Source organism: Shimia litoralis, assembly GCF_005518135.1.
GTDB lineage: Bacteria > Pseudomonadota > Alphaproteobacteria > Rhodobacterales > Rhodobacteraceae > Shimia_E > Shimia_E litoralis.
The window spans coordinates 24488-44678 of sequence record NZ_SULI01000018.1 but is presented as its reverse complement, the minus strand read 5'-3'; the positions used below and the strand labels follow the sequence as shown (position 1 = coordinate 44678).

Below are 20191 nucleotides of genomic sequence, written 5' to 3'. Positions count from 1 at the left end.
GCGTCAGTGCGTGATGATGACGTCTGTATGGCGCAGCCCGATAATTTGGTCATCACGGACAAGCATGACACGCCCATGATAGCGCCCTTCCGGCCATCCCTCTGAAGGGGCCCTGCGCCCATATGCCTGCATTTGGGTGCGCTTGGGGTCTGTCTGCGCCAACTCTTTTTGAAATATGGTGCCGTTTGGCCCAGTGGCCTGAACACGCAATATGTCACCGGGTCTTGCAAGGTAAAACAAGGCATAGAGAACGATCGGGTCGTTCCCGTGAATGGTGTCGACTTTGGCGGTGCCGCTACGAACGTCGCCTAACGATGGAATTTGCGTCGAAAAACCGGCACGACTTACGCCAGCGGCATAATACTGCGGCGGTGTTTTCCAGAGCCCACCGTCAGCATCGCCCTGACATGAGGGCGTCCCCCACGGGGCAAATGGATCGACCTTTTCACCGTCTTTGAACACCGAGAGATGTAGGTGCGGATGATTGGTTCGGCCGGACAATCCGATTTGACCTAATACCGTGCCCGCGCTGACTTGGGCACCAACGTCGACGGCTACGCTGGCGTTTTTTAGATGACAATATTGCGTGCGCCAACCATCTCCGTGATCAATGTGTACGCCATTGCCACAGGCATATTCGGATGCTGGGTCTACAGTTTTGCTATCGGGCCGTCCGTCACGAACACCAATGACGGTTCCATCTGCGACGGCATATACATCCACACCGGCGTGCATTGCTTCAAACGACAATACGGCAAAATCAGTCCCGCCATGGCCGTCACGGGTATTGAGGCCACACATGAAATCCTGTTTCGCAGAGGTCGTGTCGTGATCGAAATAGTCTTCGATATAGCACGTGGTTCCTATGTCGCAGTCGACAGGGTTCTCAAATTCGGGGGCACTTGCCACCTGAACGGCGGCAAGTGTAACGAGTAGCGTGAGACCCGTGCGGATCATTCCGCAGTGAGCAAAGGTGGCTTGTTCTTGGTGAGGCGCGGCTTGTCCGGACCGTCAAATTTTAGAACCAGCTTGCCATCCTTAGTGCTGACTTTGACCACACCACCCTTGGCGAGTTTTCCAAATAGCAGTTCTTCTGCCAATGGTTTCTTGATGTGTTCTTGAATGACGCGTCCCAACGGGCGCGCGCCCATTTTCTCGTCATAACCACGATCACCCAGCCACGCCGCAGCTTTGTCGGACAGTTCAATCGTGACGTTACGGTCCATAAGCTGTGCTTCAAGTTGCAGAACGAACTTCTCTACGACCTGCATGATGACGTCTTTCGGCAGCGGAGCAAACGAAATGACCGCATCAAGACGGTTGCGGAACTCTGGGGTAAACGTGCGCTCGATTGCAGCGGTGTCTTCTCCCTCACGACGATCACGCCCGAACCCGATAGCAGACTTGGCTTGCTCCGCGGCACCCGCGTTCGACGTCATGATCAAAATCACATTCCGAAAATCAACGGATCGTCCGTTATGGTCGGTCAATGTGCCGTGATCCATAACCTGTAGAAGAATGTTGAAGACATCGGGGTGTGCTTTCTCGATCTCATCAAGCAAGAGCACGCAATGCGGGTGTTGATCGACCCCGTCAGTCAGTTGCCCGCCTTGATCAAATCCGACATATCCTGGAGGAGCACCGATGAGACGCGATACCGCGTGCTTTTCCATGTACTCGGACATATCAAACCGAAGCAACTCTACACCAAGGGTATCAGCAAGCTGTTTTGCGACTTCGGTTTTGCCGACGCCTGTTGGACCAGCAAAGAGATAGTTTCCGATGGGTTTTTCAGGTTCGCGCAATCCTGCCCGTGCCAATTTGATGGCGCTGGATAGTGCATCAATGGCGTTGTCTTGCCCGAACACAACGCGTTTCAGAGATGATTCTAGGTCACGCAACACTTCGGCGTCGTCTTTGGACACGTTCTTGGGCGGGATACGAGCGATCTTGGCGACAACGGCTTCAATTTCCTTGGTCCCGATGGTCTTGCGACGTTTGCTGGCGGCAACCAGATGTTGCGCAGCCCCGGCTTCATCAATGACGTCAATCGCCTTGTCGGGCAATTTTCGGTCATTCATATAACGCGCCGATAGCTCAACAGCAGTTTTGATGGCATCCGCAGTATATTTCACCCCATGGTGTTCCTCAAAATATTCTTTGAGACCTTTGAGAATTTTGATTGTGTCCGGCACCGAAGGTTCCATCACATCGATCTTTTGGAAACGTCTAGAGAGCGCGCGATCTTTCTCGAAATGCTGGCGAAATTCTTTGTAAGTTGTTGACCCCATCGTGCGCAGCTTGCCGCCTTGCAATGCGGGCTTGAGCAGGTTCGAAGCATCCATTGCCCCGCCCGATGTGGCCCCCGCGCCGATCACAGTGTGAATTTCATCAATGAACAAGACACCATCGGGGTGTTCTTCCAATTCGGTTACAACCGCTTTGAGACGTTCTTCAAAATCACCACGGTACCGAGTGCCAGCCAGAAGGGCCCCCATATCGAGCGAAAAGATTGTCGTATTGGCCAGAATTTCGGGTGTCTCACCAGCTACAATTTTCCGAGCGAGTCCTTCTGCAATAGCAGTTTTCCCAACGCCGGGATCACCAACAAGCAGCGGGTTGTTCTTGCGGCGGCGGCACAGAACTTGAATACAGCGTTCAACCTCAGTGTCTCTGCCAATCAATGGGTCAATATCGCCAGAGCGTGACTTGGCATTCAAATCCACACAGTATTTGGCCAGAGCGCTTTCTTTTTTCTCGCCTTCGACAGTTGCACCTTGATCCTCTTCGAATTCGGATGCGCCAGAGACAGGGCGGCTCTCACCAAAGGCGGGGTCCTTGGCGACACCATGCGCGATATAGTTCACGGCATCATATCGCGTCATATCCTGTTCTTGCAGGAAGAAGGCCGCGTTTGACTCGCGCTCGGCGAACATTGCCACCAATACGTTGGCGCCAGTAACCTCGGTGCGCCCTGAGGACTGAACGTGAATGGCGGCGCGTTGAATGACGCGCTGGAACGCGGCGGTTGGAACGGCTTCTGATCCTTCAATATCTGTCTCAAGGTTTGACAGATCATCATCGATGTATTCCACCAATGCGGCCCGCAGCTCATCAATATTCACGCTGCAAGCGCGAAGTACACGAATTGCGTCGGGCTCTTCGAGTAAGGCCATCAATAGGTGCTCTAGCGTGGCGAACTCATGTTTGCGCGCATTTGCTTGGGCAAGTGCGGCATGGATGGCCTGTTCAAGTGTTGTCGAGAATGAAGGCACTGCTCTCGTGCTCCTTCTAGTTTTGGGTCGTGGGAGCCAAAGCGCCCGACAACCATGTCCTCATAGATATAAAGTTCGGTCTATATGCGCCGGTCTTCAAGGCCTTTCTTCACATTTTTGGTCACAAATACCTTAAAGTTCGTGAATTGGGCGTCCAACACGCGTGAGAACACATCTAAAAATTGTCTTTTCTTGCCCGAATCTCGGCGAATACAGCCGCGGGGTCTGCCCCACTCATGCCCACGGATTTCTGAAGGTCGGGGTCACCACACCGAAGGAACGGATTGGTCGCAAGCTCTTCTGAAAGTAGGGAAGGGACTGTGGGGCGGCCCAAATCCCTTGCATCCGCGACGCTTTTGATACGTGTCGTCAGGGCTGTGTTGTCGGGATCGATCGTGTGGGCAAAGCGCCCGTTGGAGGCTGTATATTCATGCCCCGAGCACACAAGTGTGGTCTCTGGTAGCTTGGCCAATTTTGAAAGGCTGGCAAACATCATGTCCGGTGTGCCTTCAAACAAGCGCCCACAGCCAAGCGCCATTAGGCTATCACCGGTAAAAACCATGCCCGATTTTTCAAAATAGAATGCTATGTGCCCAACCGTATGGCCTGAGACATCGATAACCGTGGCAGTTTCATCGCCAAATGTCAGCGTGTCGCCTTCTGCGACTTCAATATCCAAAGCAGGAAGTCGATGTGCATCAGCTTTGGCGCCGATCACTGTGGCCGGATGCTGTTTCAGCAGGGCGGCGAGGCCATCCACATGATCCCAGTGGTGATGCGTCAGCAAGACATGCGTCAGCGTCCATCCCAGTTTCTCAAGGGTGTCGTGAACTGGGGCCGCGTCGGGCACGTCAATGATGGCGGTGTCGCCGCTGAGCTTGTCGTGGATCAAAAAAGCATAGTTATCCGACAGGCACGGTATGGTTGCGATCTCAAGAGGCATGGATTTTCGCTTTCACGTTGCTATGTTACACATAGTTTTGCTGATCACGCGGGCAGGCGCAATGCATCTTGATGTACAGGATCTTCGTAATTTCTATTATCGCAGCACCCTTGGGCGTGCGGCGCAAAAGGCAGTGCGTGACCAATTGCTTGAGCTGTGGCCGTCAGTCAAAGGCATGACGGTCACTGGTTTCGGGTTTGCTGTGCCATTGTTACGGCCCTATCTGGCCGAAGCTCGGCGGGTGACCGGATTGATGCCGTCTCCGCAGGGGGTCATGCCGTGGCCTGCGGGCATGCAGAACGTGTCCGTGCTGTGCGAAGAAACACTTTGGCCAATTGAAACAGGGCATGTGGATCGCCTTGTCATGATGCACGGGCTCGAAACATGCGAGAGCCCGTCGGATTTACTCTCTGAAGCATACCGCGTTCTTGGTCCTGGCGGTAAAGCCGTGTTCGTTGTCCCGCATCGTGCTGGTCTATGGTCTAGGAGTGATAATACTCCATTTGGGTTTGGACGGCCGTATTCGACCGGACAACTAGAGGCGCAGCTTCGGGATCACGGCTTTATGCCGGAACGCCACCGCACGACCTTGTATCAACCGCCATCGCACAAACGGTTTTGGCGAAAGACGGGAGCCGTGTGGGAAAGTATTGGCAAGACCGTATCGCCAGTTATGTCAGGCGGTGTCTTAATCGTCGAAGCCAGCAAGCGCGTGCATGCCCCCACAGGGACGGGATTGCGCGAAGCGGTGCGCAAGCCCTTGGCGGTATTGGCGCCTAAGCCCGAGGTCGCTCCAGTCTAGCTGGATGGCGTTGGAGGCGACATTTGATGGTGAAGTGATGCGAGCCTTGCCTACTTGGGCATCGCGCTTGGCGATATTGATCATACCGTTCTGTGTTTTGAGGCTGAGCGTCCGCAGAGTGAGCGTGCAGCAAAAAAGAAAAATCGAGAAATCCTAGTCTGCGTTTGATCTATCTGCGTGCGCGCCTTCCAAAACGAGAAACGCCGTACCTCTCTGAGATACGGCGCTTCAAATGGTAATGTGCCCAGCCTATTAGCCGATTGCAGCGGCTTTTACATCTGCATCAATGTACGGCAGGTATTGTTCAAAGTTTTGCGAGAACATTTCGACCAGTTTCGCGGCTTGTGCGTCATAGGCTTGGCTGTCGTCCCAAGTCCGGCGTGGATCCAAAAGCACTTCGGCAACGCCTGGTACAGCGACGGGTACTTCGAAGCCAAAGTTCGGATCGTTACGGAATTCAACATTTGCCAAGCTGCCTTCCAATGCAGCAGTCAGCAGCGCGCGCGTGGCGCGGATAGGCATCCGCGATCCTGTGCCGTATGCACCACCGGTCCAGCCAGTGTTGACCAGCCAGCAGGTTGCGCCGTGGGTCGCGATTTTCTCACGCAGCAGGTTACCGTATGCCTCTGGGCGGCGGGGCATGAACGGAGCGCCAAAGCAGGTCGAGAATGTGGGCTCGGGCTCGGTCACGCCGCGCTCAGTGCCTGCAACCTTTGACGTAAAGCCAGACAAGAAGTGGTACATAGCCTGTGCAGGGGTCAAACGCGCGATGGGAGGCAGTACGCCGAACGCATCACACGTCAGCATGATGATGTTCTTTGGATGCCCACCAATCGCAGATTCCGATGCGTTCGAAATATAATGCAATGGGTATGCGCACCGCATGTTCGCTGTCAGGCTATCATCTTCAAAATCAAGCTCTTTGGTTTCTTCATCGTAAACCATGTTCTCGATGACGGTACCGAATTTAGACGTCGTCGCATAAATTTCCGGCTCGGCTTCGGGGTTTAGGTTGATTGTTTTGGCATAACAACCGCCCTCAAAGTTGAAGGTGCCGTTATCAGACCAGCCATGTTCGTCATCGCCGATCAATGTGCGATCGGGGTCTGCGGACAATGTGGTTTTACCAGTACCTGACAGGCCAAAGAACACAGCAGTATCGACTGGGTTCCCATTGGCGTGGTTTGCCGAACAGTGCATCGGCATGATGCCTTTTTCAGGTAGCAAGTAATTCAGCAACGTGAAGACAGATTTTTTGTTCTCACCCGCGTATTCTGTGCCGCCGATCAGGATCATCTTTTTGTCAAAGTTCAAGGCAATCACTGTTTCCGAACGACAGTTGTGACGCTCAGGGTTTGCTTGAAAGCTTGGGCAGTTGATGACGGTGAAATCAGCGATGAAGTCATTCAGGTCTTCGCGATCGGGACGACGCAACATGGTGCGAATAAACAGACCGTGCCATGCCAATTCTGTGACCATCCGCACGTTGATCGAATGGCGCGCGTCTGCGCCGCCTACGAGATCCTGAACGTGATAGTCGCCACCCTTCATATGCTCGACCATGTCGGCATAGAGGTTGTCGAAACCTTCAGGTGACATTTCAGCGTTGTTTTCCCACCAAATCGTGTCTTTGACGCTTGGCGTCATCACCACGTGTTTGTCTTTGGGAGAGCGGCCAGTGAATTTTCCGGTCGACACCAAGAAGGCGCCTCCGTTGCCCAGTGTGCCTTCACCTTTTTTGAGCGCGGCTTCGATCAGCGCGGGCTCCATAAGATTGTAAAAGACATTGCCCAGCCCTTCGATCCCTTGATCTTCTAGGCGGAATTGCGGGTTTACCCGTCCAAATGTCATATTCAAACTCCTGTAGCCGCGTCGTCTGAGGCGGCGGTCTATGGTCACGCACACGGGATGAATGCCTGTGTGGATCAGCCCAAGTTCGGCTAATGAGGCGGGTCTTAGCATGACGTTTCCGTGAAAGAACAGGACGCTTTGGCGCAGTTAGCGCAACCAAATGCGCGTTAGCGCCATCAACGCAGCGAATGGTCGATAATTCGGCAAATTGGTGAGTCATTTTAGCCATTGCTTAGGAGAAAGTTGCTGAAATTGAAGGTGATTGTTAGCTGATTCGCGTTTTGGGATTGATTAAAACCCTTCGAAAGGCCCATAATGACGTAAAAAACAGGCATACAGAGCAGTATAAGGAACCAACCAATGTCGAAGATCGCTTTGGTGGACGATGACAGGAATATTCTGACATCCGTTTCCATGACCCTCGAAGCAGAGGGTTTCGAAGTCGAAACATACAATGACGGCCAACAAGCGCTGGATGCATTTAACAAAAAGCTTCCGGATATGGCCGTCTTGGACATCAAGATGCCTCGTATGGACGGGATGGATTTGCTGCAGCGCTTGCGCCAAAAAACGCAAATGCCAGTGATTTTCCTGACCTCGAAAGATGACGAAATCGACGAGGTCCTCGGTTTGCGCATGGGCGCAGACGATTATGTGAAAAAACCGTTTTCGCAGCGTCTGTTGGTCGAGCGTATTCGCGCCCTTTTGCGCCGTCAGGAAGCCGTTGAAGGTGATGTCGTCGGGGACACCGAAGAAACCAAAATTATGTCGCGCGGTGAGCTGGTCATGGACCCGCTTCGTCACTCGGTGAGCTGGAAAGGCAATGATGTCACGCTGACTGTGACCGAATTCTTGCTTCTTCAGGCCTTGGCGCAACGTCCGGGATTCGTGAAAAGCCGCGATCAGTTGATGGATGTCGCCTATGACGACCAAGTGTATGTGGATGACCGTACAATCGACAGCCACATCAAGCGTTTGCGCAAGAAAATGCGCACAGCCGACTCTGAGTTCTCTGCGATTGAGACCCTATATGGCATCGGCTATAGATATAACGAAGAGTAACGAGTGATATGGCGTTGGCCGAAAGGATGGATGTGCGCGACATGGCCCAAGGTCGGGACGGAGATGTGGTGTTGGGGGATGACTGGGTCGCGCCCGAGGCTAACGTCGAGAGCGAGTTGCGCGGGCGCCGAGAGCGCCGCCGACTGCTGCCGTTGAGCCGTTCGCCTCTTACCCGGAAGATCATTACCTTTAATCTGATTGCGCTCTGCGTGTTGGTTGCGGGAATTCTATATCTGAATTCGGCAAGGGACAGTCTGGCCGTTCAGCGGGCGTCGGGCATGATGACCGAGGCACGGTTGATCGCAGGAGCCTTTGAAGCACAGATGCCAACAGGCGCGCCTGTCAATCTGGCCACAGGTGACGGCGTCAACGTTTCTGGCACGTTGGATAAGCTGCCGCTTCGCAAGGGGACGCACGTCTATATCTACGATACCAGTCAAAGCCTTATTGGAACCGAACAAGGCGTTGCCGAGGCTGAAGCCGCGCAAATGCTTGCCGAGAGGCCCAAGGGCACCCCGTTTACCAGCGCGATGAACTGGGTCTGGGGTAAAATTGCTGGCGAAGAAGACCTTGTCGAGTACGATCTGCCGACCATCGAAAGTCAGGCTGCGTCTCTATCAAAACAAGCGGCGGACAGTGGCGAGATTCTAACCACATTACGTGGTCCAGAGCAGAGCACCGTGTTTGCCGTCGCAACGCCAATTGCGCAAAATGGCACCACCGTCGGCGTGGTGGTGTTGACAAGTGCTGCTGGCGAGCTTGATCAGATGGTGCGCAGTGAGCGTGAACGTGTTTTACAGATGTTTGTGATCGCCACCGTTGTTTCGATTGGCCTTTCAATGGTTTTGGCGTCCACCATTTCCAACCCGCTTTCAGATTTGGCTGCGGCCGCCGAAATTGGGCGTGACAGCGACAGCCGAAACGTGAATCCGGGGCGGGTTCGTATTCCAGACCTGACCGCGCGCCCAGATGAAATCGGCCGATTGTCCGGCGCATTGCGCGGGATGGTCTCAGCACTCTATGACCGCATCGACAGCAACGAACAATTTGCGGCTGATGTCGCGCATGAAATCAAAAACCCGCTCGCGTCCCTGCGTTCGGCGGTGGGCTCCTTGAGAATGGTCAAAAAGGAAGAGCATCGCGAAAAGCTTTTGGATGTTATCGAACATGACGTTCGCCGTCTGGACCGTCTGGTCAGTGACATTTCGAATGCATCTCGTTTGGACAGCGAGCTCGTCAAAGAAGACGAAGAGCAATTCAACTTGCTGGAAATGATCGGAAACCTCGCACAGTACCTTGGTGAAGACGCCAAGGGAAAAGGCATAGATTTTATTGCTGATCTGCCTGAAAATCCGATCCAAATTCGCGGCCTAGAAGCACGATTGGCGCAGGTCTTTGTCAACCTGATCACCAATGCCGTAAGCTTTTGTGAAGAAGGTGATGCGATCAGAATTTGGGTTCGACGCCGTGAAAACCGGGTCTTGGTCGTCGTCGAAGATACGGGCCCTGGTATCCCAGATCAGGCGCTCAACAAGATTTTTAACCGCTTCTACTCTCAGCGGCCCGAGGACCAGTTCGGCAACAACTCAGGTCTTGGCCTCGCGATCTCGAAGCAGATCGTCGAAGCGCACGGCGGTGTTATCTGGGCCGAGAATATTCGCCCCACAGATGCTGACATTACGTCTGAACCACTGGGCGCACGGTTCGTGGTAGGTTTGTCGGTATAACGAAATGAGCACCAAGGCTCCGACTGCTGGCACGACGGATGGTGCAAGCGACCTTGATCAGCGGCTCATAGTCCATGCCACGACCATAGTGATCAATGGACGTGCAGCCCTGATTTCCGGAGCTGCCGGGTCGGGAAAATCTGCGCTGGCGCTTGAGTTGATCGCCTTGGGTGCAAAGTTGGTCGCCGATGACAGAACTATCCTCGAGGATATCGACGGCGTTCTAGTCGCGCGCGCACCAAGCCCAATTCAAGGTATGATCGAGGCGCGGGGCGTCGGTCTGTTGAATGTGGATACCGTGCCTTGCGGGAATGTTGTGCTCGCAATAAATATGGACGAAGAAGAGCAAAGCCGCCTTCCAGACCTGCGATATGTGACGTATCTAGGGCACAACATAGCGCTGCAACACAAAGTGAACGCACCATATTTTGCAAGTGCTGTGTACCAGCTTTTGACCCATGGTAGGAGGGCCTGAAATGGCATCCCGAAACAGCGATCAACGCCAACGCCAACGCCTTGTCTTGGTGACAGGACCATCCGGAGCTGGACGGTCTACGGCAATTCGTGCGCTGGAAGATATCGGGTACGAGGCAATTGATAACCTACCTTTGGGGCTTCTCGAGCGCCTATTCAAAGGCCCGCCGCTCAGTCAACCGCTGGCGCTGGGCTTGGATGTACGCAACCGCGATTTTTCTCAGCGTGCCCTGATTGAAGCCTTGGATATGCTGAGCCGCGATCCGGCTTTGGCGCCAGAACTGCTCTATGTTGATTGCGAAATGCGTGTTCTCGAGCGCAGATACAGCGAGACCCGTCGGCGGCATCCCATGGCCCCTGCTGAAAGCCCAATAGAAGGCATCCGCCGCGAAGCTGATTTGCTGTCGCCTGTGAGAACACGTGCTGACTTGGTGATCGATACCAGCGATCTGACGCCGCATGCGTTGCGCGCTGAGATCGAGCGGTGCTTTTCCGGAGATGGGTCACCGAAACTTAGCGTTGGCGTGCATTCTTTTAGTTACAAGCGTGGCATCCCATCCGGAATTGATATGGTGTTCGATTGCCGGTTTTTGCGAAACCCGTATTGGGAGCCCGCCTTGCGAGGAATGACTGGTCGGGATTTGGGTGTGGCGAACTATGTCGGGCAAGACGAGCGATTTTCCCAGTTCTTTGATAGGTTGCGCGACCTCGTCCAAATGCTACTTCCGGCGTATGTTAGTGAAGGCCGATCGCACTTCTCGATCGGGTTCGGATGCACAGGAGGGCAACATAGATCGGTTTTCACTGCGGAAAGATTGGCTCAGGCCCTTGCACAACAGGGCTGGCAGGTGTCAATTAGACACCGCGAGTTGGATCACAAGAACTATATGGCAAGCCAATCCGCACCAAACGCGAGTGATAAGGACGAATAGGCGTGATCGGAATAGTGATCGTAGCTCATGGCGGTTTGGCAAAGGAATACCTTGCCGCAGTTGAACATGTGGTGGGGTCGCAAAACGGCATTCGCGCCATCACGATTGAAACCGACCACGATCGCAGTGACAAACAGCGTGAGATTTGTGAAGCAGCTGACGACGTGGATCGCGGTCAGGGCGTCGTTGTCGTCACCGACATGTTTGGCGGTTCCCCTTCCAATCTTAGCTTGCGCGCGTGTACGCCGGAAAATCGCCGTATCTTGTACGGTGCGAACTTGCCGATGCTGATTAAACTTGCCAAAAGCCGTCATATGCTTGTGCCCGATGCGGTGCGGGCCGGTCTGGAAGCTGGGCGCAAATATATAGACAGCCAAAATATTAATACGGATTGAAATTATGACCGCACTCACGTCTCGTTCATTGAAAATAGTTAATGAAAAGGGCCTCCATGCCCGCGCGTCGGCCAAGCTGGTTGAGGTGGTGGAAGGTTTTGACGCTACGGCAGAAGTCTCAAAGGACGGCTTGAGCGCATGTGGCGACAGTATTATGGGGTTGTTGATGCTTGCCGCATCCAAAGGTACGTCTATTGACATTCAGACGAGCGGACCCGATGCAGGGCCGCTGGCAGACGCAATCGAGGCTTTGGTGGCGGACAAGTTCGGTGAGGGCTTCTAGGCGCGCGATGTCGCGCAGAACGGGAACAAACGGCGTGGCGAGTACTGCACCCGAAAACAAAGATGATGGCCAGGTCTATGACCGGCGCACGCTTACCTATGCAAATTCCTTCGACAATGCTCTGGTCGGGAATACCATCCGCGCGATCGAATGGTTGACCGGAAAAATCACCATTCTACGCATGGTCAAAAAGTTCGAAAAGAAGAACGCGACGCATCGCGGCCAGAACTTTTGGCGTGGCGCATTGGATGTGATGGGGATCGAACTTCAGACACCTGAAGCTCAACTTGCAAACATTCCCGCCGATGGCCCGGTTGTTGTCGTGGCCAATCACCCGCACGGCATGGTGGATGGTATGATTTTTGCTGACCTGATTGGGCGTGTTCGGCAAGACTATAGAATTTTGACCCGTTCGGTTCTTACCGGATTAGATGAATCCGCCTCGTCATTCATGATTCCCGTACCGTTTCCCCACGACCCCGAGGCACAACGCAAAATGGTCGAAATGCGCGGGCACGCCATGGCACATCTCAAGAACAATGGTGTGGTGGCGCTCTTTCCTTCGGGGGTTGTGATGTCGTCGGATACTTGGTTCGGAGACGCGGTCGAGCAAGAATGGAATGTCTTTACTGCCAAGATGATCCGGCGCTCTGGGGCGCGTGTTGTGCCGATATTTTTCCCGGGATCAAATTCTCGCTGGTATCAAATTGCTGACAAAATTTCGCCCGTATTGCGACAAGGGCTGCTGCTCCACGAGATCGTCCGATCATGCAATAAACCCCAAAACCCTGTTGTTGGCGCGCCCTTGACGGACGCGCAGATGGCACAACTTGAAACCGACCCGCGCGGCTTCATGGCATGGCTACGTGAGCACACCTTAAGCTTGGGGCAATCCTGAGCTATTGACGCTATCTTGGTGTGTTTCAACCATCTTATGCAGTGCAAGTCAGTGCCCAAAGTACTTGTCAAAACACGCATTTAGTTGGCCTTGATCGCGGATTGACGTTTCAAACGCGTGCACCAAATTCCCTAAAATTTTGAACAAGATGTCACATTAGCGATTTGGCAATGGCTTTGCGCGAATCTGATCGTGGGTGAATATAAATTGGTGGGTGTATTATGTCCTATGAGAAAATGGGGGCCGGTGAACTTGACTATGAGCCGTGCCGATATGGCGGGTCTCGGTTGGTGTTTCGAGGGCCGCGCCAAGAGTTGACAGGTGACTATGTAATTTTTCTGGGGGGTACGGAAACCTACGGGAAATTCGTACCAGAACCATTTCCGGTCCTGCTGCAGGAAGCCACGGGGCGAAGCTGTGTCAACTTTGGATATGTGAATGCTGGTGTTGACGTGTTTCTGGCTGAACCAGTCGTGCTCGAGGCCGTGCAGCGCGCGAGTCTGACAATTGTTCAGGTCTTGGGTGCGCACAACATGTCCAATCGGTATTATAAGGTCCATCCGCGCCGAAATGATAGATTTGTCGAAGCATCAAGCGTCATGCGGATGGTGTTTCGAGATGTGGATTTTACCGAATTCCACTTTACCCGCCATATGCTGGGAACGCTTCTAGCACGGGCACCGGATCGCTTTACGCTGTTATGCGACGAACTCAAGGCGGCGTGGGTCGCGCGCATGAAACTATTGTTGACGCATATTTCTGGCCCTGTTGTGCTTCTGTGGGTGAGTGATCACGCACCTGTCTCCGCTGGAACTGGGGTGGATTTGAAAGCGGACCCGTTGTTGATTGATACAAAGATGTTGGACGAACTGCGCCCCCATGTGGACGAGATTGTCGAAGTCGTCACCAGTTCCGAGGCCCAACGGGCAGGTACCGCGGGAATGATCCATAGCGCGTTGGAAAAACCGGCTGCGGAACGGATGCTGGGCCCCCTCGCACATATCGAAGTGGCGGACAGCCTTGCTCCGTATCTGGCTAAATCAAACAGATTACGCTGACGACGCAGCATTGCAGCTCTCGCTTTGACGGAAGGCTTTGTAAAAATGCTCTCTGGCGGTATGCTCGGTCATATTTGATCGCAATTATTGTTTGGTGATGGACGTATTCTGGATTTTTAGGACAGCTTTGCTTTGGCTAGGCCTCACTTGTGCGAGTCTGGCAAGCCCGCCCGTGTCTGCACAAGAACTTACGCGCGCCGCTTTACTGCAAGAAATATGGACCGAGCTTGCCAAGGTCGATGCCCTAATTTCGCAAGGCAAGCGGGATGAGAGCTATGAGGTTCTCGAAGCAATTTCTTGGAAAAGCTATAACAATGAAAGCCTGATACAGGGAACCAGAGAGCTCTATTTACCAAATCTGGCGATGGCGCGGTATTACCGTCACAAAAAAGATTATGCCGAATCTGAGCGTTTTGCCGCCGCTGTTATTGCAGGTATGGCAGACGACGGTTGGACAACTGATCCGGCACGTATCGAAGCGCTGGCAATCTTGGGGCTTGTCCTGCGCATGCAGAACGATCACCGTCAAGCAGAGGTCGTCCTGCGAAGTGCCGTGGATATCTCTGAAGGGCGCACAGATGTGGCCCTGCATCATCGAAACGCGCTATATCATCTCAGTTTTGTCGCGATCCAAAACAAAGCCAAAGATACGCTTGAGGTGCTTGATCGAACTGTCGCGCTGTTTGACGCTGCGAACCTAAAGTCAGATTTGTATCGGGCGAGGTTGGTGAATGCAGGGTTGCAATATGAGCGGACGCAAAAGGCAGACCGCATACAGCTGGTGAAAAAAGCGCGTGAATTTCAGGTGTTCTTAACATCCGCAAATGGTGTCTCAGATCAGGAAATGGACAAGTTTCTGGGCCTTATCGCCATTCTGTATTTTGAAGCCAATCAGTTTGAGGACGCAGAGAAAATACTCGAACGTCGCATTGCATACCTACAAGATGTATCCCCGAACAGTAGGGGGTATTTCTGGGCTGTTCAGAACCTAGCCGAGCTGTATTCGTCGACAAAACGATACGACGCTTCGATTTCATTGGCCTCGCAAGCTCTTGCCGATATCGAGTTGAATGGTGGCGGAAGGCCCGTGCAAAAGGCGACTTTTTTGCGGGGCATGGGGCATGCATACCGGCGGCAAGATAATCCTGAGCTTGCGCAGAAAAACTATCGGGCGGCTTATGCTGCCATGCGAGAAGTGCGTGCGGCGACCCATCCAACGGTTTTGAACATTCGTAGCTATTTAGATGTTGCCTTAATAGATCCGGAAGCCTTTGAATTCGCGAAAGAAATAGGCGTTGAAACAGCCAAACCTCTTGGATTGTCGTCGAATGGCGAAACTATTCTCGAAGGCTTTTTCCGTGGCAAGTATGTTGATCTGGAAAACCGCCTGTTGTCTCTGCAGTCTCAAGGCCAGAGCGAGTCACTCCTGGAGATAAATCTGGCTTTATACTTCGCGCTGATCGGGGAAGTAGAACAAGCGCAAGCGCATCTAAAGCGTGCACGACAGTTAAGTGTTCCCGAACAGTCCGAGCTTCGGCCAACCGATCCAATTTTTGATATTATTGATGTCATGTCGCATGTTTGGGGCGTCGAGTGGCAGTGGAACGCAGTTGGGCCCACACTGGACCGTTTCTTGCAACGAGAGGATATCACGCCCCAGCACCGTGCGATCGGTTTGGTTCTTCAGATGTCGTGGGCGGATTTGGCGGATCAGCCACATGTGAAGTTTGCGGCGTTTCGGACCTTGAAAGAGATGCCCCCGGAAAGTTGGGGACAGGGCATGTGGCGAATTTGGATTATGCTAAGTTTGGTGGATCCGTACTATCGCCATGGAGCGTATCTTGAGGCCGAGGCGCATTTGGAACGCACATTGAGGGTGATACAAGCACACGAAGCCCCCCATCTGGCGGTCACTCTTGCCACGATGTTTCGACTGAACTCGGCTGCGGGGCTTTTGAGCGCGGAGAACACCCAATCCGTCTTGGCGGGTGTTATCAAGCAGCTTACCACCATGTTGCCCGAAGGCCACATCTGGCAGGTTGTGGGTATGGTGAACTATGCGGATTCTCTATTCGAGACAGGCCAAAGCGATGACGCGCTCAAGACGATTGACCGGGCGATCGCGATGTATCGCAATGGCAAATATTACCGCAACGATGTGCTTGCTGTACTGACTGTCCGTCAGGCGAATATGTTGGAAATGATGGGCGATAGTCGCCTTGCGATGGTATTGTTTCGCCAGTCCTTTGAAGAGATTTCGACAGGGGAAGCTTCGTCAAAATACGTTGCAGCTGTGCTTGCAAATTATTGCTATGCGCTGTTCCGAGTGGGAGAATACCAACAGGCCATCGACGTTGCCGCGCCATATGTTCAGGATCACGATTTCGTAGCAAGTCTTGCGCCGGAAGACCAAGTGTTGCTGATGCAAACCTTGGGGCATGCGTTGAACTTTGCGGATCAGCCTCAAAAGGCGCTCTTACTGTATGAGCAAGCCGAGCGCGCAATTCCGTCTCCTGAGTATCAGTCGGGTTTGCTCCTGTCCGGCCTGCTATATGAACGGGTTGGCGCAGAATTTGCTTTGGGCCTGTTGGGGGATGCATACCAAAATGTGCGCCGTTCTAACGAACTCTATTTTGGGCGGCTCCGTGGGCTGGCCAAAAGCTCGGGCGTCAAGGTCGCATCAAACGCCGAGTTCGACCGTCTCAGGGTGGCTGACGAGGCGTATATTGGGTGGGAATATGGGGCTACGCTTAAGGCCGACGCCGCAGTGGTTGCCGAAATTCGAGACAACTCGTTTCTGGCAACCCAGAATCTGTCGACCACAGCAGCTGGCAAAGCGATGGAACAGGCTGCCGCACGCGTGGCGGCAAATGATGTCGCCCTGTCTGGAATGCTGCGGACGCGTCAGGAATTGGCGGATGTCTTGGCGCAATTGCAGGGCGCTTTTTCAAAATTTGTGTTGCAAGATGGGGCAGCTTCAGAGGCAAAGGTGGCGGAAACGCAGTCTAAGATTGACGCGATCCGCAAACAGATTTCGGAGATAGATCAAAAGTTGCTGGATGAGTTTCCTGCGTTTCAGGAACTCACCGATCCATTGCCTATGTCGCGACACGACGTGCAGAGTATTTTGGGGGATCGCGAGGCCATGGTGCTGACCTTGTCAACCGAGAGCTACCTTTATGTTTGGGCTATTGGCAAACGCCACTCTGCTTGGCATCGTGCGGACCTTCCCCGTGCAGACCTGGACAGCCGGGTACGGACGCTGCGGGCGATGCTTGATGTGACATCTGACAACCGTTCGGCCGAGTCCCTTGATGCAGGGTTTGTAGCCTCGGTGGCGCCGTTTGATCGTGCTATGGCGTATGAACTGTATCTCGATATCTTGGCGCCGGTGGCCCATGTTCTCGAAGACATTGACCATTTGATCAGCGTCGTGGACGCGCCCTTGAACAGCTTGCCGTTGGCGGTGCTCCTGACGTCGCCCCCACAAGGGGCGGACACATCTGCGGATGATCTGCGCCAAAGTGATTGGTTGATCCGAAAATACGCGATGAGCACGCTGCCCAACGTGTCGAGTTTACGAAGCTTGCGGCGCGCACGCCCCGAGGCGTCACCGTCCACGGAAAAACACCCGTTCACCGGCTTTGGGAATCCCGTGTTAGGATACCAAGATGACTTAGACGGGCAGGGCGTGACATTAGGAGAGGGCGTTGTGACCCGAGGTGTCTACGAACAGGTGTCGCGCGTTGCAAATTTGGCGCCTCTTCCTTTTACAGAGACCGAGCTGCGCGCCCAAGCCGATGTGATGGGGGTCGGATCCGAGTCCATTTTTTTGGCGTCAAATGCGACCGAGGCACGTGTGAAACAAAGCGATCTTTCCAATACACAGGTGTTGGCGTTTGCCACGCACGGCCTTGTATCGGGGGGGCTCGTTGGTTTGGAAGAACCTGCGTTGGTCTTCACGCCACCGATGTCGCCGACCTCAACTGATGATGCCTTGTTGACTGCTTCCGAAGCTGCGCAACTCAAGCTCTCTGCTGATCTCATTATACTGTCTGCCTGCAATACTGCTGCGGGGGATGGCACACCGGGTGCAGAGGGTCTGTCCGGTTTGGCACGGTCGTTTATTTTCGCGGGGGCTCGGTCGATATTGGTGTCACATTGGCCAGTTGATGACTATGCGACCTCCGCTTTGACGACGGGTATGTTGTCTCATCTACAGGCCGAAACGCCAGTTGGGCGGTCTAAGGCGTTACAGGCTTCAATTCTGGAATTGTTGGACAATTCTGATGACAACAGACACAGCCATCCGCGTTTTTGGGCCCCGTTTGTCTTGGTCGGTGAAGGCGCGATCGATTGACCTTGCGGCAGGGTAAAATGCCTGAAGTGGCCAAAAAAGAGCGGATACTAACGGTCTTTGTCACCAAAAAGGGGGTTCATTTTTTCCGCGAGAGGTGACAGGCTTTTGTTATAGTTTTGTGCGCCTCGAAAATTTGGTGCAACGCGTTTGAAAAGTGAAAGGCTCTGAAATGAACTTCCAATTGAAAAATATGGCGCTGACATGTGCTGCTGCCCTGTTTGTGGCTGCCGCACCAGCGGCGTTCGCCGAAGATAAAAGTGGCAGCAACCACACCCAAGGGGCGCAGGGTGCCCAAGGCCCCGTCGCGCAATTGGCGATGGCTCAGAACCTGTATTCTTATGGTATGGAAAGCGGCAACGCATTGGCCGTTTTGGCTGCAGCACAGATTACAATGTCGATCGAAGTAGAAGATGTAGAAAGAGACGTTGAGAACAAGCCAACTGAAGGTGCCGGCGAAGTTGCAGATGGCGGCGATGGCGTGGATTCTCCTGTGACCGCCGAGATGATGTTGGCCTCTGCCAAGGAACTTGCTGCGGGTGATCCCACGGTGATGGGCTTGATTGAAGACGCCGAAGCCGAAGGCGCACGCGGTCGTATTGGCGGGCCTTCACGGACCCTAAGCCGGCTGCGGGCCGGACGCACCGACGTGTTCTCGGTTCCGTTCTATGGCGGGTCACTTGCTGAACTCGCGATTGTCGGCGACGGCGATGCGGATCTTGATCTGTTGGTAACTGATGAAAATGGCAATGTGATCTGCAAAGACGTGAGCTATTCCGACCAGCTGTATTGCTCGTTCACACCGCGTTGGGATGGGTATTTCCTTGTCGGTGTCGTGAACCAGGGCCGCGTGCGCAACAGCTATTATTTGCTGACCAATTAATCCCAGACGACCTCTCTCCCCAAGACTGGATGGTGCCCGTGAAAGCGGGCACCCTTTTTGTGTTGGCCAACTAGCTCTGTCCGTTCACATTGGTGTTGGTACACAGCCATGAAAAAGCCCACCCAAGCATTGGGCGGGCTCTAAGGTGTCAATGGTGATGTCTTAGTCGTTGGATTGGATCGTTTGATTTAGCCAATCCACATAGTTCGCGGTGCGCGTATATGCAGAAAAGATCGCGTCTTCGGCACATGTTTTGCCGTTACCGCTGGACAATCCCCAGCTCACGATACCGGCCTGAATATAAGACCCGTCATTGAGCGGAACAACCAATGGGCCGCCGCTGTCTCCTTGGCAAGATGTCTTGCCACCCGCCAGCGATCCTGAACAGATCATGTTGGCGGTGAGGGGGTCACGAACGTGGCGGATGAATTCTTCCCATGCACTTTGGGCCGTCGCCGTGTTCATGCCCAAGACCTGTGCCGCGAAACCAAATCCCTTGACGGCTTCGGTCGCGCGCGCTTCCAGCAACATAGAGTTGCACATGTCACGATCGAGCATCTGGATCTGCGTTTCATGAAGGCGATCAGGGTGGTTGCCGCCTTCGGTCAGTCCCCAACCCGTCACAATCGTGGTGACACCGGGCCGCTCTAGAATATCGCCAAACTCGGCATCTGGAACCTTGATGGTTTCATAGCGGACACGTGGCGCACGCTGGAGCTTGATCAGGGCAACATCGTGATCAAATTCATTGCCATCATAGGACGGGTGCCGGAAGACAGCCTCGACCGGGATCATATCACCTGATCCACCGTCCAGTTTATTTGTCCCGGCGACCACCGCAAAGCGACTTGGGTGGATATCGCGATACACGCCTTGGTCGTCGGCCATGTGGATGCAGTGGGCCGCGGTCAGAACCCAGTTATCCAAAATCATTGACCCGCCACAGAACTGTGAGTCAGGAGATGGATTTTGCCCACCAATAACAAGGGCAACTTGCCAAGGCCACGCGCCCTCGCGCGAGACCTCACCGCCAATAACCTTTGACCCGCTGTCGCTTGCTGCGACCTCTTTGGCGTGCTCGGCCTTCTTCTGGCTTTCCGCATATGCAAAAGGGGACGCCAATGTTGCATCCGGCGACGGTGGGTTGAATTCCTGCGCTTGACTGCCTGCCGCCAATACAAATGACAGTACGACGCTACTTACGATAAGACTCTTTTTTTTCATTGATACTTCTCCTGCAAATGAGCGGCG

Annotated in this window: 16 protein-coding genes; 11 read left to right on the top strand and 5 right to left on the bottom strand. The window is 53.8% G+C overall.

Annotation, left to right across the window (positions count from 1 at the left end):
• Positions 1-3: 3 nt before the first annotated feature.
• The 3 genes from FAP39_RS13280 to gloB form a co-directional block, all read right to left on the bottom strand.
• Positions 4-957, bottom strand: coding sequence for a M23 family metallopeptidase (locus tag FAP39_RS13280; RefSeq protein WP_138016887.1), 954 nt, complete (start codon positions 955-957; stop codon positions 4-6).
• Positions 954-3275: an ATP-dependent Clp protease ATP-binding subunit ClpA gene (gene clpA, locus FAP39_RS13275; protein WP_138016886.1), complete on the bottom strand. Its 2322-nt coding sequence runs from the start codon at positions 3273-3275 to the stop codon at positions 954-956. The genes FAP39_RS13280 and clpA overlap by 4 nt, the downstream gene beginning before the upstream one ends.
• Positions 3276-3450: 175 nt before the next feature.
• Complete coding sequence (gene gloB / locus FAP39_RS13270; protein WP_138016885.1) at positions 3451-4218, bottom strand: hydroxyacylglutathione hydrolase; 768 nt, start codon at positions 4216-4218, stop codon at positions 3451-3453.
• A gap of 61 nt (positions 4219-4279) precedes the next feature.
• On the opposite strand from gloB, the gene FAP39_RS13265 reads away from it, so the two are divergent.
• Entirely contained in the window at positions 4280-5020 is a 741-nt protein-coding gene (locus FAP39_RS13265; protein WP_138016884.1) for a class I SAM-dependent methyltransferase, read from the top strand.
• Positions 5021-5272: 252 nt separating this feature from the next.
• On the opposite strand, the gene FAP39_RS13260 is transcribed toward FAP39_RS13265, so the two are convergent.
• The gene (locus FAP39_RS13260) at positions 5273-6871 is read right to left on the bottom strand and encodes a phosphoenolpyruvate carboxykinase (RefSeq protein ID WP_138016883.1); all 1599 of its coding nucleotides are present in this window, start codon (positions 6869-6871) and stop codon (positions 5273-5275) included.
• 360 nt (positions 6872-7231) lie between these two features.
• On the opposite strand from FAP39_RS13260, the gene FAP39_RS13255 reads away from it, so the two are divergent.
• The 10 genes from FAP39_RS13255 to FAP39_RS13210 all read left to right on the top strand — a co-directional run bounded on the left by FAP39_RS13255 (position 7232) and on the right by FAP39_RS13210 (position 18940).
• Positions 7232-7933: a response regulator transcription factor gene (locus tag FAP39_RS13255; protein ID WP_138016882.1), complete on the top strand. Its 702-nt coding sequence runs from the start codon at positions 7232-7234 to the stop codon at positions 7931-7933.
• A gap of 8 nt (positions 7934-7941) precedes the next feature.
• A complete protein-coding gene (locus tag FAP39_RS13250) occupies positions 7942-9660 on the top strand; it encodes a sensor histidine kinase (RefSeq protein WP_138016881.1) in 1719 nt (572 codons plus the stop codon).
• A gap of 4 nt (positions 9661-9664) precedes the next feature.
• Positions 9665-10135 (top strand): HPr kinase/phosphorylase, encoded by a 471-nt coding sequence (locus FAP39_RS13245; protein ID WP_138016880.1) that lies wholly within the window; start codon positions 9665-9667, stop codon positions 10133-10135.
• A gap of 1 nt (position 10136) precedes the next feature.
• Entirely contained in the window at positions 10137-11066 is a 930-nt protein-coding gene (gene rapZ / locus FAP39_RS13240; RefSeq protein ID WP_138016879.1) for an RNase adapter RapZ, read from the top strand.
• 2 nt (positions 11067-11068) lie between these two features.
• Positions 11069-11461 (top strand): PTS sugar transporter subunit IIA, encoded by a 393-nt coding sequence (locus tag FAP39_RS13235; protein ID WP_138016878.1) that lies wholly within the window; start codon positions 11069-11071, stop codon positions 11459-11461.
• Positions 11462-11465: 4 nt separating this feature from the next.
• On the top strand, positions 11466-11744 hold the full coding sequence (locus tag FAP39_RS13230) for an HPr family phosphocarrier protein (protein WP_138016877.1): 279 nt from the start codon (positions 11466-11468) through the stop codon (positions 11742-11744).
• A 7-nt stretch (positions 11745-11751) separates the two neighbouring features.
• Complete coding sequence (locus tag FAP39_RS13225; protein ID WP_138016876.1) at positions 11752-12642, top strand: lysophospholipid acyltransferase family protein; 891 nt, start codon at positions 11752-11754, stop codon at positions 12640-12642.
• Positions 12643-12863: 221 nt separating this feature from the next.
• Positions 12864-13700 (top strand): DUF6473 family protein, encoded by an 837-nt coding sequence (locus FAP39_RS13220; protein ID WP_138016875.1) that lies wholly within the window; start codon positions 12864-12866, stop codon positions 13698-13700.
• Between the two features lie 172 nt (positions 13701-13872).
• Entirely contained in the window at positions 13873-18060 is a 4188-nt protein-coding gene (locus tag FAP39_RS13215) for a CHAT domain-containing protein (protein ID WP_171006860.1), read from the top strand.
• Between the two features lie 169 nt (positions 18061-18229).
• Positions 18230-18940 (top strand): hypothetical protein, encoded by a 711-nt coding sequence (locus FAP39_RS13210; protein WP_138016873.1) that lies wholly within the window; start codon positions 18230-18232, stop codon positions 18938-18940.
• Positions 18941-19102: 162 nt separating this feature from the next.
• Here the strand turns inward: FAP39_RS13210 and FAP39_RS13205 are convergent, their stop codons facing one another.
• Positions 19103-20164 (bottom strand): serine protease, encoded by a 1062-nt coding sequence (locus tag FAP39_RS13205; protein ID WP_138016872.1) that lies wholly within the window; start codon positions 20162-20164, stop codon positions 19103-19105.
• Positions 20165-20191: the final 27 nt, after the last annotated feature.

What these genes read in the sequence shown, in the direction of transcription:
- FAP39_RS13265 (WP_138016884.1), top strand. Translation starts at nt 4,280, where the DNA reads ATGCATCTTGATGTACAGGATCTTCGTAATTTCTATTATCGCAGCACC.
- FAP39_RS13230 (WP_138016877.1), top strand. Translation starts at nt 11,466, where the DNA reads ATGACCGCACTCACGTCTCGTTCATTGAAAATAGTTAATGAAAAGGGC.
- FAP39_RS13280 (WP_138016887.1), bottom strand. Translation starts at nt 957, where the DNA reads ATGATCCGCACGGGTCTCACGCTACTCGTTACACTTGCCGCCGTTCAG.
- gloB (WP_138016885.1), bottom strand. Translation starts at nt 4,218, where the DNA reads ATGCCTCTTGAGATCGCAACCATACCGTGCCTGTCGGATAACTATGCT.
- rapZ (WP_138016879.1), top strand. Translation starts at nt 10,137, where the DNA reads ATGGCATCCCGAAACAGCGATCAACGCCAACGCCAACGCCTTGTCTTG.
- FAP39_RS13245 (WP_138016880.1), top strand. Translation starts at nt 9,665, where the DNA reads ATGAGCACCAAGGCTCCGACTGCTGGCACGACGGATGGTGCAAGCGAC.
- FAP39_RS13210 (WP_138016873.1), top strand. Translation starts at nt 18,230, where the DNA reads ATGAACTTCCAATTGAAAAATATGGCGCTGACATGTGCTGCTGCCCTG.
- FAP39_RS13260 (WP_138016883.1), bottom strand. Translation starts at nt 6,871, where the DNA reads ATGACATTTGGACGGGTAAACCCGCAATTCCGCCTAGAAGATCAAGGG.
- FAP39_RS13220 (WP_138016875.1), top strand. Translation starts at nt 12,864, where the DNA reads ATGTCCTATGAGAAAATGGGGGCCGGTGAACTTGACTATGAGCCGTGC.
- FAP39_RS13255 (WP_138016882.1), top strand. Translation starts at nt 7,232, where the DNA reads ATGTCGAAGATCGCTTTGGTGGACGATGACAGGAATATTCTGACATCC.
- FAP39_RS13225 (WP_138016876.1), top strand. Translation starts at nt 11,752, where the DNA reads ATGTCGCGCAGAACGGGAACAAACGGCGTGGCGAGTACTGCACCCGAA.
- FAP39_RS13250 (WP_138016881.1), top strand. Translation starts at nt 7,942, where the DNA reads ATGGCGTTGGCCGAAAGGATGGATGTGCGCGACATGGCCCAAGGTCGG.
- FAP39_RS13205 (WP_138016872.1), bottom strand. Translation starts at nt 20,164, where the DNA reads ATGAAAAAAAAGAGTCTTATCGTAAGTAGCGTCGTACTGTCATTTGTA.